General features: G+C 47.5%; 15 protein-coding genes. 6 read left to right on the plus strand and 9 right to left on the minus strand.

Features of this window, described 5'->3' with window-relative positions:
* Positions 1-143: 143 nt before the first annotated feature.
* Together dbpA and DU002_RS11235 are read left to right on the plus strand one after the other, a co-directional pair.
* Positions 144-1,532: an ATP-dependent RNA helicase DbpA gene (dbpA, locus tag DU002_RS11230; RefSeq protein WP_114338484.1), complete on the plus strand. Its 1,389-nt coding sequence runs from the start codon at positions 144-146 to the stop codon at positions 1,530-1,532.
* Between the two features lie 313 nt (positions 1,533-1,845).
* Positions 1,846-2,172 (plus strand): hypothetical protein, encoded by a 327-nt coding sequence (locus DU002_RS11235; RefSeq protein ID WP_233496479.1) that lies wholly within the window; start codon positions 1,846-1,848, stop codon positions 2,170-2,172.
* Here the strand turns inward: DU002_RS11235 and DU002_RS11240 are convergent.
* The gene (locus tag DU002_RS11240) at positions 2,169-4,103 is read right to left on the minus strand and encodes a RecQ family ATP-dependent DNA helicase (protein ID WP_114338486.1); all 1,935 of its coding nucleotides are present in this window, start codon (positions 4,101-4,103) and stop codon (positions 2,169-2,171) included. The genes DU002_RS11235 and DU002_RS11240 overlap by 4 nt on opposite strands.
* A 157-nt stretch (positions 4,104-4,260) precedes the next feature.
* Between DU002_RS11240 and DU002_RS11245 the strand changes: the two genes are divergently transcribed.
* Positions 4,261-5,457, plus strand: a complete 1,197-nt coding sequence (locus DU002_RS11245; RefSeq protein ID WP_114338487.1) for an MFS transporter — start codon at positions 4,261-4,263, stop codon at positions 5,455-5,457.
* Positions 5,458-5,494: 37 nt separating this feature from the next.
* On the opposite strand, the gene DU002_RS11250 is transcribed toward DU002_RS11245, so the two are convergent.
* The gene (locus DU002_RS11250; protein WP_114338488.1) at positions 5,495-5,683 is read right to left on the minus strand and encodes a hypothetical protein; all 189 of its coding nucleotides are present in this window, start codon (positions 5,681-5,683) and stop codon (positions 5,495-5,497) included.
* A gap of 367 nt (positions 5,684-6,050) precedes the next feature.
* Here DU002_RS11250 and DU002_RS11255 point away from each other — a divergent pair, with 367 nt between their 5' ends.
* The 3 genes from DU002_RS11255 to DU002_RS11265 all read left to right on the plus strand — a co-directional run bounded on the left by DU002_RS11255 (position 6,051) and on the right by DU002_RS11265 (position 10,161).
* A complete protein-coding gene (locus tag DU002_RS11255) occupies positions 6,051-8,369 on the plus strand; it encodes a hypothetical protein (protein ID WP_114338489.1) in 2,319 nt (772 codons plus the stop codon).
* Between the two features lie 14 nt (positions 8,370-8,383).
* Positions 8,384-9,217: an immunity 49 family protein gene (locus tag DU002_RS11260; RefSeq protein ID WP_114338490.1), complete on the plus strand. Its 834-nt coding sequence runs from the start codon at positions 8,384-8,386 to the stop codon at positions 9,215-9,217.
* A 110-nt stretch (positions 9,218-9,327) separates the two neighbouring features.
* Complete coding sequence (locus DU002_RS11265) at positions 9,328-10,161, plus strand: immunity 49 family protein (protein WP_114338491.1); 834 nt, start codon at positions 9,328-9,330, stop codon at positions 10,159-10,161.
* A 98-nt stretch (positions 10,162-10,259) separates the two neighbouring features.
* On the opposite strand, the gene DU002_RS11270 is transcribed toward DU002_RS11265, so the two are convergent.
* From DU002_RS11270 to DU002_RS11300, 7 genes are all read right to left on the minus strand, one after another.
* Positions 10,260-11,417 carry a glutathionylspermidine synthase family protein gene (locus DU002_RS11270; protein ID WP_114338492.1) on the minus strand — a complete coding sequence of 386 codons (1,158 nt, stop codon included), beginning with the start codon at positions 11,415-11,417 and terminating at the stop codon, positions 10,260-10,262.
* A complete protein-coding gene (locus tag DU002_RS11275) occupies positions 11,417-12,010 on the minus strand; it encodes a DUF1190 domain-containing protein (protein WP_114338493.1) in 594 nt (197 codons plus the stop codon). The genes DU002_RS11270 and DU002_RS11275 overlap by 1 nt, the downstream gene beginning before the upstream one ends.
* Before the next feature lie 12 nt (positions 12,011-12,022).
* On the minus strand, positions 12,023-12,427 hold the full coding sequence (locus DU002_RS11280; RefSeq protein ID WP_213014108.1) for a DUF350 domain-containing protein: 405 nt from the start codon (positions 12,425-12,427) through the stop codon (positions 12,023-12,025).
* 90 nt (positions 12,428-12,517) lie between these two features.
* On the minus strand, positions 12,518-13,174 hold the full coding sequence (locus tag DU002_RS11285) for a YjfK family protein (RefSeq protein WP_114338494.1): 657 nt from the start codon (positions 13,172-13,174) through the stop codon (positions 12,518-12,520).
* Positions 13,171-14,256, minus strand: coding sequence for a potassium channel protein (locus DU002_RS11290; RefSeq protein WP_114338495.1), 1,086 nt, complete (start codon positions 14,254-14,256; stop codon positions 13,171-13,173). The genes DU002_RS11285 and DU002_RS11290 overlap by 4 nt, the downstream gene beginning before the upstream one ends.
* Positions 14,257-14,271: 15 nt before the next feature.
* The gene (locus tag DU002_RS11295; RefSeq protein ID WP_114338496.1) at positions 14,272-14,958 is read right to left on the minus strand and encodes a PspA/IM30 family protein; all 687 of its coding nucleotides are present in this window, start codon (positions 14,956-14,958) and stop codon (positions 14,272-14,274) included.
* A 12-nt stretch (positions 14,959-14,970) separates the two neighbouring features.
* Positions 14,971-15,399 carry a YjfI family protein gene (locus DU002_RS11300; protein WP_114338497.1) on the minus strand — a complete coding sequence of 143 codons (429 nt, stop codon included), beginning with the start codon at positions 15,397-15,399 and terminating at the stop codon, positions 14,971-14,973.
* Positions 15,400-15,435 lie beyond the last annotated feature (36 nt).

The following is a 15,435-nucleotide window of genomic DNA, read 5'->3' on the forward strand; positions in this document are numbered from 1 at the left end:
GCTGGTGAAAAAGACTGAGCGAAGTCTGCGCCATAGTAATAGAATGTGCCGTTATAAAGCGCTGTTTAACCCCGCGTTGCAACAGAAACCAGCGATAATGAAGCTCATAGTGCAGCTTCATTTTCCCAATTAGGAATAATCCCTTGAGCGAACTCGACTTTGCCTCCCTGGCGTTGCCCCAGCAACAGCTGACTAATTTATCTTCATTGGGCTATGAACAAATGACGCCCATTCAAGCGGAAAGCTTGCCGCTAATGCTTGCCGGTAGGGACGTTATCGCGCAGGGCAAAACTGGCTCAGGTAAAACCGCCGCGTTTGGCTTGGGGCTGTTGTCCCGTTTGGATGTAAAGCGTTTTCGAATTCAAGCGTTGGTGCTCTGTCCGACTCGCGAGTTAGCCGACCAAGTGGCGGTTGAAATACGCCGTTTAGCTCGCGCCACTCACAATGTGAAGGTGTTGACCTTATGCGGTGGTATGCCGTTTGGGCCGCAGGTCGGATCTTTGGAACACGGTGCGCATATCATTGTTGGCACACCGGGACGGATAGAAGAGCACCTAAGTAAAGGGCTATTGAAGTTACAGGATTTGAATACCTTAGTGCTGGATGAAGCTGATCGTATGCTGGAGATGGGTTTTCAGAGTGCGCTTGATTTCATCATTGATGAAACACCAGCAGATCGTCAAACCCTGTTGTTTAGTGCGACCTATCCGCCACAGATCGAATCTATTGCTAAGCGGATCATGGTGACTCCGGCGTTGGTTCAAGCGGCATCTACCCATGACAACAGCAGTATTCGTCAGCACTTTTATCAGGTGGCGAGTAACGATGATCGCCTACTGGCACTGAAGTTGTTGTTACTTAAACATGATCCTGAATCGGCTGTGGTTTTCTGTAATACCAAGCGTGAAACCCAGGAGGTGAATGATGCCTTGGTTGACGCTGGTTTTAGTGCGATGGCGCTACACGGCGATCTTGATCAAAAGGCGAGGGATCAAGCGCTGGTGCGTTTTGCCAATAAGAGTGTGAAGATCATGGTGGCGACAGATGTCGCTGCCCGCGGGTTGGATATTGATGCCCTGGATGCGGTATTTAACTACCACATAGCTCGTGATGCTGAAGTGCACGTTCACCGTATCGGGCGAACCGGCCGTGCGGGAAGCAAAGGCGTTGCGTGCTCCATCTATACCGATAAAGAGGCGTATAAAGTCTCTTTACTGGAAGAGTATTTAGATCGCGTCATTGAGGGTGAGGTGTTGCCATCGCGCGAGCTGTTAAGCCAAGTGCCATCACAAGCAGAGATGATGACATTACAGCTCGATGGCGGTAAGAAACAGAAGATCCGCCCAGGTGATATCTTAGGCGCACTGACTGGTGACAACGGTATTCAAGGCTCTCAGGTGGGTAAAATAAAAGTGGGTCCAATGTGGGCTTATGTCGCCGTGCACCGAGATGCATTGAAGCCTGCACTGCGTAAGCTGGAGCAGGGTAAGATCAAAGGTAAATCAGTACGGGTGCGGGTTATACGCGGTTAGTCGTCGCTGGATTTAAATTGATGCAGCTGCTTTGGAACGAGCCATGATATCAAAGCTAACTCGTTGGCTTGTTGGGCTTTCTGCTGCTGGTTATTTCACACCGATCAGGCACCCTGCGATATAGCCAGTGGCACTTTGTTGCGTTAGCGGTGCCTGCGTCTATCTGTTTGCTATTAGCTTATCGCTTATTACGACAATACTAATAATTTGCCTGTGAGCGCGCAGTTTTCTCTGCAATGAGTTCGTAGTATGCCCAAATGAGCCGATTCAAGGTCTGTTTTGTACCTTGCCTATGTCGAATTTGGAGTATCGCTTGAGCGTCGCAGAAGAGAGAAAGCTGCTTGTTATTATCCGAGTTGAGCCCGGTTGCCTAGGGCCTGATGGTGCCGATCACATTGAAGGGTTTTGTCAGCTAGCGCAGCTGGCGTTCGAACCTCGCTATGCCGGGATTATTCGCTGGCAGGTCGTGCCGCGCTACGATAAAAGCCTGCCTGAACTGCAGTATCTAATGGCAAATAAAAATCTTGCCCATGAGCAAGTTGAGAAAGTTTTAGATCTCATCAATTTGTCTCTCGACGACTTTGAAATAGAAACGGGTGATCGGCTGTCCATGCTAATCGATAAAACATTACGCCGTTAATTCAGCAGTGCTATCACTTTTGCCCGTATATCGGCGTATCTGAATTGCTCACATGAGCCGAACCCGGGTAATTGCCTGACCTTGTTACGCGCAAACAATGGGATGCTGAGTCCGGCAAGAAAGCGGCAATAGGTTTCTGTGGTTAACGAGTGCTTGGCGCGAGTGGCCATATGTTGCTTTAACCCGGCTAGCATTACTGACAGGGTCTGCTTATCAGTCCAAATGGGCGTTTCCGAGTAGGCGAGCTTGGCAACGTGACCGTGACATACGGAACAATGCCCGCAACGTTCAGGGGCTTGCTGATCATCAAAGTAACGTGACAAGTTGTGACTGAGGCAGCGGTCTAGTTCAAAAAAGCGTACCAGCGCGGCAATACGTTTTATCTCTTTTTGCTCTTTGTCGACAAAATATTGATAGAGGGTTTGTGCCAGGTCGGTGGCCGCCAGTGCAGATAGATTGACGTTAAATACCTCGGTCATTTTCTTAGTTTCTAGCTCAACTAACTGCTGCTCTTGCAGGTATTCCAAAGCGGTGACGATCCGGCCACGCTGGCATTGATATCTCTGGCAGATAGCGTCGAAATCTGGTTCACCCCATACTTTCTTAAATCTCGTGTTGTCGATGATCGCTTTTACAAACGCTTGTCGCTCGCCTTCAAATCGCGCTAGCACAGTCTCTTTCGGTTGAACAAATTTGTACTTAAAATCGGCAAAATACGCATAACTTGGTTCTAGCACACCTAATAGTTCTAACTGTACCAACAGTGTTTTAAGCGGTAATTGACGAATGTTTGCAGCATTCGACAACGCCGTTACTTGTAATTCCCATTGTCCATTTTGGGCTTCATCACGAATGCTTTGAAGCACAAACTCAATGCCATTTAGCTCCGGCGTGTCACCATATACAAAGTTCTCAACAGTATTGATCCCATCCAGATTGGCTAACGTGACGCAATGAGAAGGGTGCCCATCGCGTCCTGCTCGGCCTATTTCCTGGCTGTAGTTTTCAATCGACTTCGGCAGATCATAGTGGATAACGAAACGTATATCTGACTTGTCGATCCCCATGCCAAAGGCAATGGTTGCCACCACAATTTGAATCTTGCCAGCCATAAAGTCTGCTTGGATCTGTTTACGTCGTTCATCATCAAATCCAGCATGATAAGCACTGGCATTAAGCCCTTGCTGCTGTAGATAGTTAGCCACTTGTTCGGCGGTTTGCTGCAGTGTGACATATACAATGCCAGCCCCATTTTGTTGTTGTACCTGCTGTGCTAGCTGGGCGTTTTTTTCCGCGCTGGCAACAGGTATTACACTCAGGTCTAAATTGGCGCGGTAGAATCCCGTCTGCACTATGTGCTGTTCAGCGATGGCGAATTTGCTTGCCATATCCAGTTTGACTTTTCGGGTGGCGGTCGCGGTAAGTAGCAGCACCAAAGGGATATTCAATTGCTGCCGATAGGCGGGTAGCTTGAGGTAGTCTGGGCGGAAGTTATGACCCCACTCAGAGATACAGTGGGCTTCATCTACCACTAACATCGACAACGGCACACTGCCGATAAACTGGCGAAAACGCTCATTCTTAAATCGCTCTACCGACACCATCAGGATCTTCAATTTGCCTGAGCGTACATCGGCCATCACTTGCTGGTTCTGTTCCGGTGTGAGAGTGGAGTCGATGCTGGCAGCAGCAATCCCCTTACTGGCAAGAAAGTCCAACTGATCTTTCATCAATGCTAATAGCGGTGATACCACCAAGGTCAAATGAGGCAGGTGAATCGCGCTTAGCTGATAACACAATGATTTTCCTGAGCCGGTGGGGAAGATCGCTAAGGATGAGTCTCCTGCCAAAAGCTGAGATATGGTCTGTTCTTGACCTGGACGAAACTGATCAAAGCCAAAATACTGTTTAAGGGTTGCTGCTAGAGGCATGGATTATCCGCGGCTGGAAAGTCAAAGTGCTGAGCATAGAAACTAACATGGAAAGCGGTGTGTGGGGAGGAGGAGGCGATTTTCAACGACAACAGAATGTCGCTCTTTCTGTTAAAATAGCGTTTGCTGCTCTTTATGATGCCAATCGATATCGACTATGACTGACCGCTTTCGTTCGCCGCAGACTTTCTTATTGTTAATCGCCTTCGCTATGCCGGTGGCATTTTCCACTTGGTTGGCACTGCTTAATAACTTCGCTATCGATGGGGCAGGGTTTACCGGTAAAGAGATCGGCATCTTGCAAAGTTTGCGCGAAGTTCCTGGTTTCTTAGCGTTTACAGCCGTCTTTGTATTGCTCTTTATTCGTGAACAACGTTTTGCGGTGGTGTCCCTGCTGGTGCTCGGGGTTGGGGTGGCTATCACCGGTTTTTTCCCCGCGGCTATCGGCCTCTATTTGACGACGATCTTGATGTCAATTGGGTTCCATTATCTGGAGACCATCAATCAATCGTTAACACTGCAATGGTTGCCAAAAGAGCAAACCGCACACTTTATGGGGAAGGCGATGGCCGTTAAAGGTGCGGCGGCAGTGCTCTCTTTTGGTGGTGTCTGGTTATTGTTGGACTACTTTTCGGTCGCTTATGTCTGGGTATATCTGCTGTTTGGTTGCATTGCGGTGTTGTTAGCAATACTGATGCTGATGGCATTTCCGCAGTTTCAAGATGGGCATGAACAACAAAAAAAGCTGATCTTGAAACGCCGTTACTGGCTGTTCTACCTGCTGACCTTTTTTTCCGGCGCCCGGCGGCAGATCTTCGTTGTATTTGCAGGCTTCTTGATGGTGGAAAAATTTGGTTATAGCGCAGGGCAGATCGCCTTACTGTTTCTGTTTAACCATTTCTTTAATCTGTTTTTTGCCAGTCGAATTGGCCGGTGGATCGGCCATATTGGTGAGCGCCACGCGCTCACCATAGAGTATGTTGGCCTGTTCCTGGTTTTTACCGGTTATGCACTGGTTTCTGATGCTGATATAGCTGCTGTTCTATATGTGCTCGATCATCTTTTTTTCGCATTTGCCATCGCTATTCGTACCTACTTCCAAAAAATTGCTTCGCCGGAAGATATAGCCTCAACGGCGGGGGTGAGCTTTTCCATAAATCATATTGCAGCGGTGATTTTACCTGCGGCATTGGGGCTGGTTTGGTTGGTGTCACCTGCAGTGGTGTTTTATCTGGGCGCTGCGTTGGCTTTGGCATCGCTGCTATTAACTCAGTTGATCCCCAACAAACCACAACAGGGAAATGAGATCCGCTGGTTTGATTCGGCTGCCACTGCGCAAAGGCCAGCAAGTTAGTGGGTAACCTTACTGGCGCTTGTTGTCGCTCAGGGCATCAGCGACTTGCAGTTAGGTCAGATATCAACTGCTTAGCAGCTTCATCCACCGACAATTCGTCATCAAAGTATTGATGTTCCAGTAAGCTCGCTGGCAGGTGGTTTGCGACTTCGTCAGAAACGCCATAGTGATCTTTTAGCGTCTCGGCCACCTCTTTTTGCCAGTCAAAATAGTGTGCTGTGCTCATCGCTATACCCTCCTGTTTATCTGCAAAGGGAGCTGGTAATTGCTTTCCCTAGTAGTTTTGACAGGCAGAACCCATGAATTACTGCATCGCGGAGCTAATTATTCTTACTGTGCAGAACAGTCGATGTGGACTTGATAGTGCAAGTTACCTGAGATCGTGGAAATCCAATTGAATGATGAAATCCTTTCTGAATTAAGCAAATGCTAACATTTTCAGATGGTTTTCATTTCCTGATGACAGTGCTAGTCTTCACAATCTAGCAATTTTAATGGATTTTCAGCCCAAGCAGTGGGCCAGGTGAATGTCACAGGGAATGTGAAGGAAATGCCAAATCGAAGCAACAAGCTCCTTTTTTTAAGGAGTGTCAATGTACAGTAATACGCCAGCGAGCGTTGCCGCCAGAGTTAATCAAACGCTCCTTATCGACAATCTTGCCAACAGTTACATATTTTGCACTAGCGCTCAGCTTGATGGCAAAGATCCCCAAGATGCGCTGTGGTACCTGCGCGATGATTACTATGCGGGGTTATTGTTACGCAGCCACAGTGATAGCTGGGGAGTGGCATTCAGTATCCGCAAGCTCTATCTGCAAATTAAACCTGAAGCGACATTGTTGCATCTAAAATCTGATGCCCAGTTATCGCAAGAGTTGACTGCGCTTATCGCCCATGGCGATGTGATGGTATTCAGAGAAGAAAACCGATATGACCAACTTGCCGCTGCCAGACGTTGGCAAGATGTGCCTCCTGCGGGCAGCAGCCAGCTCAGCGTGCCTAAGTCGGCAAAATCGTCACCCTCGAACAATAGCAACAACGCAGGGCCTGGTGTCAGTCAGCCAACCGCGCAGGGGGGGAAAGTAGCCACCGCTGCAACAACACCGGTGCTAGAACCGTTAGATCTCTATTGTGCATTGCCTAATGGCAAACCTGCAGCAGGGTTACCCTACAAAGCCACGTTAGCCACAGGTCAAGTCTTACAAGGTAAACTTGATGCAAAAGGCTTTGCCCACTTTACCAATTTAGAGCCCAGTAAGGTTGATGTTGAATTTGGTGAGCAGCCAGATGAAGCTGCGATTAAGGCCACACGGTCACAAATTGCTTCGGCACTGGATTCCATGTTGGCGGAAGAACGGGCCGAAGGCGCTGCGTTTGAGTCCACCTATGCCGAACTAAACTTAGCCGAAAAAGGCTTGGTCAGTACAGGCGCGCTGTTTACCGGTATTTGGCGTGGGGTGACGGACCTCGCTGAGTTTGCTAACAATGTTTATGAGCTGGGTGCGCCGCAACAACAACTAAAACGCGCAGTGAACGCCGCTTGGTCAGCATACGACACCGATTCCGACAACTGGGCGGCAACGTTTGCGGATAATTGGCAAGACTCCCAGCACCAAGCGTTTGTGAAAGTACTTGGTTTTGATCCTTCGGCCATCAGTAAAAAAGATATCGCTGAGGCGTATGAGATCGCGAGCTTTATTTATGATGACGCTGAAACCAAAGCGTTGTTGATGGAGTTTGGTAAAGACTATGTTAGTGCTCAGCACCATACCGAACTTACTGACATGGCGGGCACGGCCGTATTTGAGATCATTTTAGGCGCATTACTTGCTGTTGCGACAGGCGGAGCCGGAACCGCGGCCATGGCTGCTAGTAAACTGAGTAAGTTAAAAAAATTGGGTGGACTGTTTAAAAAACTTGGTAGTGAACTTAAGAAAAAAGTCCGTTTTAAGAAAAAGTCAGGTGGGACGAATAGTAAAGTTGAAGAGGCTATTGGTAAGCCTCTGCAAGCGGAAGTCCCTAAGCCCGGAGATAAACCAGAGACGAAAAAAGAGGGGCAGGGAGAACCTGAGCGACGAGAAGATCCGCCTCCACCACCGCGATATACAAAAGAGGAGCAGAAGTTCCTTGATGATTATAAAAAGCGGTTCCCAAATACGACACTGAGTGATGATGAATTAATTGCTCGTCACCGAGCCGGAAAGCGAATGAGTCCGGACACAGACCGATTGCATGATCCAGAGAGAAAGGCCAGACCAAAACCTGACATTGGCGCTAAAATTGCAGGTCAAAAAGAAGTGGCGTTTGATGATTTACCTGAAAAACATCAAAGAAAGCTGAAAAAGCTGGAGTATCAAAGAAAACAGGCTTACGAAGCGAAGTTGGCGGCGGTTAAAGCACAAGATGAAGTAGCCTCTAAGGCTGCGACTCAGCAAATGAAAGATATCAGCGAGAAAATGGGTGAAGTCAGCGCTGAAGGTGTTATGAAAGTTGAGTATCCTGACTTCAAAAGGGTTAAATCCAATCTGCCTGGTAATGGTAAACAAGGACAATTCGATCAGATTTACCATAACCCCAAAACAGGCGAGATAATTGTCGTTGAAGCCAAAGGCGGCGGCGCTACGCGTGGTGTCAGAAAAGGTCTAGATGGTAAATATGCAGAGCAAGGAACCAAAGCATATCGAGACAGTATTATCCACAATATGAATAAAAAGCTGAATACGGCGTTGGATGATCCTCGTTATGGTGTGGATGACAAATATACTCGTGATATTGATCAACTTGATGATACTGTTAGTAAATTGAATAAAGCACAACTCAATGATGACAGCATTATCTCCAAACAAGTGAGTCAGCGTTTAAATAGTGATGGTTCGCTAAAACCAACCGCTGAGTTAATTGATTTTAAATAAGAGAACGAACAGTGATGATTAAAAGACACTTTACTCCTAAAAATATGGCCAGAGTTGGTGTAGTGATAGATAGGTTTGAAGAAAATACGGCGCTTGTTATTAATAGCGCTAAAAATAAAAACAGTGGTGAAGTGCTAGGTATTTGTATTCCCAAGGCTATTAATGCCTTTGCCGAGTCGATCGTCGCTGAAAAACCACCTGCTACCGCTTTACGCTACCTGACCTTTGCCAAAGAACTGGGCGCTGCCAACTTTACCTTTGTGATGCGGATGGAAGAGACGTTTCAAACCTCGTTGCTTGGTGAACAGTTTGAAATGACTGGCGCCCATAAGGTGAGTTACGTTGATACGGATGTTTGGTTGAAGAGTTTTTTCTGTGCGCAGATACTACGCGACAGTGCCGCTATCGATGCGCTGAATGAAGTGGATGAAACGGTATTTTTTAACGCCGAACTTAAACCCGATGCGTTGGATCTGCGTATGGTCGATTTGATGCAAGGTATATATAAAGGTCACCGAGATCTTAATACTTTATTGACTAATGCATGGGAGGCGGAGCCTGAAGACAGTCGGGTTGAGTATGTGGCTAGCCACTTTATGCCTCTGTTGTCTGTGATGCGGACTATTTTTACACCGGATGCGGAAGCTGAATATAATAAAGAGATGCGTGAAGCGGTGGAGCTGCATAAAAAGTTCTGGAGCCAGAGCGAAGATCATGAGTGGGAGCCGGAAGCTTGGGTATCGCTGCCGCTTATAGCCATGGCTGCGCTGGCTTATGACCATAAAGGCTACGAACTGGATTTTGAGACCGATTACATTCCTGATTGGTTGGTGAAAAAGCAGTTTTAGTTCCTCCATTGGTGTACTTGTTAGAAACTAAAAAGCGGACATGGTTGTCCGCTTTTTTGATGAAAATTATGTTTGCCATTGTAATTAACTCGTAGTTTTGAATAAGTTGAATGATGATAGGAAGACATTATCAAGAAACACACACTCATTTACTTCAGAAGGCGTTGGATAAGTTCGAAAAACGTCTGCCAAGGAAAATAAATAGTATAAAGAAGGAAGATGATGGAGAGTTGCTAGGCTCTTCTATTTCACAAACTGTAAATGTCTTTTGTGAATCTATAGTGGCTGAGAAAGATCATCTAACCATATTACGTTTTTTAACTTTTGCTAAAGAGCTGGGTGCAGCAAATTTTGCTTCTGTGATGAGGATGGAAGAAACCTTTGATGTGCATCTCTTAGGTGAAACCATTACGCTAACAGGGGCTCATAAGGCCTGTCATGTCGATACAGACGTATGGCTAAAAAGTTTTTATTGTGCACAGATATTACGGGATAGTGCTGCTATCGATGTCCTAAATGAGGTGGATGAAACGGTCTTTTTTGCGGCCGAAATTAAACCTGATGCGTTGGATCTGCGCATAGTGGACTTGATGCAGGGTATTTATAAGGGCCATAAAGAACTTACTACCTTGCTGAATAGTGCACTCCAGGCGGAGCCTGAAGATAGCCGTTTAAGTTATGCCTTTCATCTATTAAATCCGCTTCTTTCTATTATTCGCACTATTTTTACGCCAGGTGCGGACGCTGAATTCAATAAAGAGGTGCGTGAAGCGGTAGAGCTGCATAAAAAGTACTGGGGTCAGGAAGATGAGAAATGGGCAGCCCGCGGTTGGGTGTCATTGCCGTTAATCGCCATGGCGGCGCTGGCGTATGATCACAAAGGCTACGAACTGGATTTTGAAACCGATTACATTCCTGACTGGTTAGTGAAAAAGCAGTTTTAATTCCTCCATTGGTGTTCTTGTTAGAAACTAAAAAGCGGACATGATTGTCCGCTTTTTTGATGACAAGTGATGCGAAATTTATCAGTGCATTTTGTTAATCAACCCACAATCACATGGGGCACAAAACGGCTGGTGTCTTTGGTGATCAAACTATTATCCTCCCGTATCGTTAGGCCGGCGGCTTCGTGGCCGACCACCCAGCTACCGATGAGGGTAAAGCTCTCGTTAAAGCGGGGCAGGGGGCTGAGAGATTGGTAGATATAGCCCTCTTCACCGTACTCACCGCCGACGGCCAGTGTGGGTTTGCCATCTTCTATCAGTGAGATATTTGCGCCTTCACGGCTAAACAGTGGCTTTTTACAGTAGCTGTTGCCTAAATCGGCCTTTTGTTCACCTTCAAAATAGGATGGCAGCAAGTTGGGGTGGCCTTTATGAAATTGCCACAACAGGGGCAATATCCCCTTATTGCTCAGGATCGCTTTCCAGGCGGGTTCGACAAAGCGGGTTTTCGATTTTGCTAAGTAATCACTGAAAGGATCCGTGAGCATCCACTCCCAAGGATAGAGTTTGAACAGGCAACTTATCTCGTAGTCGTCGAGATCGGTAAACTGACCTTTGGTGTTAACGCCGATATCTTCGACATAGATAAAGCGTGTTGCGACTCCGGCTTGCTGAGCGCAATCTTCCAGATATTCGACGGTTGCCCGATCTTCGGTACTGTCCTGACAACAGGCAAAGTGCATTTCACCATCAGAGGGGATCTTTGCCATCTGGGCGATCAGCTTTTCCTGGATAGAATTAAACTGGTCAGTGCTACGTAACAGGGTGCCGGCTTTGACCTGATCTTCGAGCCAGATCCATTGGAAGAAAGCGGCTTCGTAGATGGAGGTTGGTGTATCAGCGTTGTATTCAAGTAGCTTGGCAGGGCCGTTGCCGTTGTAAGCAAAGTCCATTCGCCCGTACAAACTCGGCTCTTTGAAGCGCCATGAATCAAGAATGAGTTGCCACTGATGCTTGGGGATCTGGAGTTTTGTTAGCCAATACTCATCGCGAACAACTTGCTCAACCAGATCCATGCAGAGCGCTTCTAGCTCGTTGGTAGGATCTTCAAGATCCCGTTCAATCTGCTGGAGCGTGAATTGATAGTAGTGGTTTTCGTCCCAGTAGGGTTCGCCATCAATGGTATGAAAGTCGAACCCATACTGGTTAGCACGTTGCAGCAGATTAGGCCGCGGTGCACAGGCGATACGTAGCACTAACTACCCCAGCCGCCGCGAGCCGCTGTTTTAGAACCAAAACCACCACGGCTGACCGTCGCGGCTTTTTTGCCATACTGGCCAGAACTGCGTTTAATTTGGCCGGAGTTATTTGGTACTGTTGTCATGATAGAGCGCGGTAATTTACTGGCTCGGCCAGTGCTGCCGTAGCTACCTACCGGATAGTTATTACTGGTGCGGTACATGCCCCAGTCGTCACGTGAACGGTATAAGGGGCGTGAATAAGCGCTACGATAATAGAGGCTATTGCCTACATCGCGAGCGATCATCGACATCATGTAACCGGCCATGAAGGGCTGCCAAAAGCCGCTGCTGCGTGATGGCTGGCATTGCTCTGCACCAAAGTCCATTTCACAGTTGTACCGGCTATCGTAGCGTGGTGCTTCCAGTTGGTTTGCCGCTACTGCTTTTTCGTATTGATACTCGCAATCGCTGGCTTCAAACAAGCCGCTGGCCTTGCACTCTGCCACACTTTTAAAAGTTACGATCTCTTCTTGTGGCTCGCTACAGCCTGTCACCATGCCGCCAGCGAGTCCCATCAGAGTAAGTTTGACTGTACGGGAACGTTTCATTTTGACGCTCCTCTAGTAGGTCATACAGGCAGCGTTCAAAATACCGGTTGCCAATGCGCAGCAACCAAGGAATACACCCGCAGGCAGCTCATTGGCAGTTAGGCGCTCAGTCAACCGTGGCATATAGAAGCGGACAGTAAAGTAGGTTAATAGCTGAGTTACCATGGCAACGCCACCCCAGATAATAAAGTCGATGACACCCACAGAGTTGATGGCTGCACTGGCAACAGGGATGGTGAAACCCACGACGGTTAGACCAAAGGCAACTGCCGCAGCACTGTTGTTTTCGCGCATTAAGGTCCATTCACAGTGTGGTGTTGCTTTGGTATAGATGGCGGTAAACAGCAGGATCATTACGTAGCCGCTGACGAAATAGAGGGCAAAAGCAGGTAAACCCTGAAGGGATTCCATAAACATAGTTATTCGCTTCCTTAATTGTTTAAATTTGACGCTGATTCTTTGTGTTATAACGACCGGATATTGTTCATCTAGGCCGTTGGGTTATCTTTAGCTGATCACTCTAAATTGCGACGGTGATAGGTTGACGCCAAGGGCGTAACTAAGCATGCGCTCATTGTCACCGCTCTCCTCGGCATTAATCAATAGTAATTCGTTGATATCGTCGTTAATGCCTCTTTCATACAGCATACAGAAGTTATCAACGCTATAACGTTCGCCGGCTTTGTTTTCTACCTTTTCAGTCATGGCCACCGGAGGCACATTACCGTCGTTATCGCCAAAAAATACCCGTTGGAATTCGCGGTCACTGTGTTGAAAGGTCGGGGTACCAATAAAGTCGGCGGCGATCACTTTTTCCCACTCCGCTTTGGTTGCGATGGCGTTGCTCTTATCGTAAACAAACAGCAATACATCTTCGACATTATGTTCAGTTTCGTCGCCGCTGTAGTTTATCTGGATAAAAGCATCGTCGCTGGTGTAGTAACGCAGCATATAAGACCCTGCGCCAAGAGAGGTACGGCTAATCGCTTCAATTAATTGCGTGTCGCCCGGAAACTCCATCTTTAATTCGTCACCGAGTACGCGAAAATCCAACGAGCTTAGCTCTACGGCACAACCCAGGTGCAAACCAAACAAGCCTTTTTCTGGCTGCTTGGGTGCTTCCTCTTGCTTCTTTTTACCGAACAGATCTTTGAAAAAATTCATGATGCTTTCTCCGGGGCTAATGCTGACCAGTTAACGCTCGACTCTGTTAAGCGTTGGGCGGCAATATAATATAGCGTTACGCCTGAGCTGAGTGGTTTGTTCATCGCCGGGTTGATCTCCACTTCGCCTTGAGTGCTATGGTCGGCCACGGCAATCAAGGTGGCATCATGTTGCTGTTTTAGGTAGATAAATAGCTCGCCAAAACTTGCGGTCGGTGCATTAACTGGAATAGTTAATGAAAACTGCGTGGCACCGTCGAGCGTATTCATCAGTTGTTCAAATACTCGGCTGGAGCCGGGATCTTGCATGGAACGTGTCAGCAGCTCAGCCTCGCGTGAGGTACTGACTTCGATATGGGGATAAGCCGTTTCTACTAGTTGCGCCATCGATTCACTTTCAAAGTAAGCGCAGACATGGGTGGAATCTGGCTGAGTCAATGCGCCAACCCTTAAAGCGATGGCCAAAGTCTCTTCGTCACTGTCGCCATCAATTATTACTTTATCCGCTTCTTCAATTCCAGCTCTCTGCAATGAACTAGGTTCAGAATAGCTTTCAACGCGAATAAAGTTAACTTCAATACGGTCAGGGCAGGGGTGTTCCATCTCATCTGTCACGCATAGAAGGATCTGACGTTGTTGGCGGTTTTTATCACCCAGTATCAGTTCGATAATCTTTAGTGTCTGCATCGGCGTCCAGCCGATCAACACAATGTGATTAGACAGATGCCCGAAATCACGTTCACCTTTCATGGTTTGCTCCCACATTAGCGAGATAGTAGTGGCAAGTTTGCCGATAAATGAACCGAATAGACCTAAACCGAGGGGGATAACCCACAGTGTGACAGCCCACATGCCAGAGGCACTCTCCGGCGAATAATCGCCGTAACCTACGGTAGATATGGTGACCATAAACCAGTAAATATAACGGCTGAGGTTTTCGGTTAATGCGGTTTCGCCTGCCAAATAAAGCAAGGCATAAGAAGTGACTGCGTGACCAACGACAAGGCCGGCAAGTGCCGGCCAAGTTAGTGAACGCAGGTGTTGATTGAGGCGCAGGCTAGCCCAGCGCAACCACCACTGCATGGTAATCGTCCTTTATTAGCCTGCTTGTTTTGCTTTCAGTCGCTCTAACACGGAGTTAGCTGAGGAAGTAGAACTACCGATCCCAGCGTCCTTGAGTTTTTTCTCTAGTTCATTGCCGTCGTCAGATAACTCTTCCGCTGCTTCAAGTTTAGCTTGCTTCTCTGCTTGCTTATTCTTGATGCGCTGCAGTGAATCTGCGGCATTGGCTACTTTTGAGTTGGCATTGATACTGGTTGCAGCGATCTGCTCTTGTGCTTTTTGTACTGCTTCGGTCGCTTTCACCTGCGCCAGTTGACGCTCCATTTCCGCTAACTGTTTCTTGCTTTTAGCGATAGTGGTTTCGATACGGGCAAAATCAGCCTTAATTGTATCCAGATGCGCTTTGTCTTCAGTGAACTGAGTTTCCAGCGCTGCAATTTTTTCTGCCACTTCGCCAGCCAAGGCTTCATCACCTTTGCTTAGGGCTTCTACGGCAAAGTTTTCATATTTGCTGATCTCTGCTTGCAACTTGTCCACCTTAGATTCAGCCAGTTTCTTCTTACCTGCTAAATCAATACGGCTACGACCTGCTACGTCCATTGCCTGGCGTGCGTCGCGGATATGCTGCTCCAGCAAACGGATTGCTTGAGCGTCGGTAAATTCTTCTTCCATCTCGGCTTTGATAGCACGACCGAAAGTAAACAGTTTCTTAAATAAACTCATGATAAATTCCTCTTATTCGGCTGCAGGGTGACGGGCAATTTGATCTTCACACGCTTCGGCAACGGTTAATACGTTATCTGCCAAGCTAGTGAGTTCCAGCATTACGTTTTCTATGGTTGATGTCGCACTCAGCGCACCAAATAGGACGTAATGGTCCTCGCCGTTAATGGTTTCAATGGCAACGGTAGAAAGCGGCAGGTACTTATGGTTGCGAAGGAACTCATCGTTCAACGCTACCTTGTCCTTAACTACTGCAACCGGAAACAATACAGACTCCATCAACATCTGATCTTCAGAGATGCTGATAACGACGGGCAGGTCACCCTGCTCATGCATGGTGGCTGCCAAGCAGTCGCCTACCAAAGATACAGTTACCTCTCCAGAAGTAATCGCATCAAGTTCGTACATCGCGTCTAATAAAGTTTGTGTAGTCCAGCTCATGATTCACTCCGTGTTATGGGTGCTGGCGAACCAGCC

The sequence above is a fragment of the Corallincola holothuriorum genome (genome assembly GCF_003336225.1).
GTDB lineage: Bacteria > Pseudomonadota > Gammaproteobacteria > Enterobacterales > Neiellaceae > Corallincola > Corallincola holothuriorum.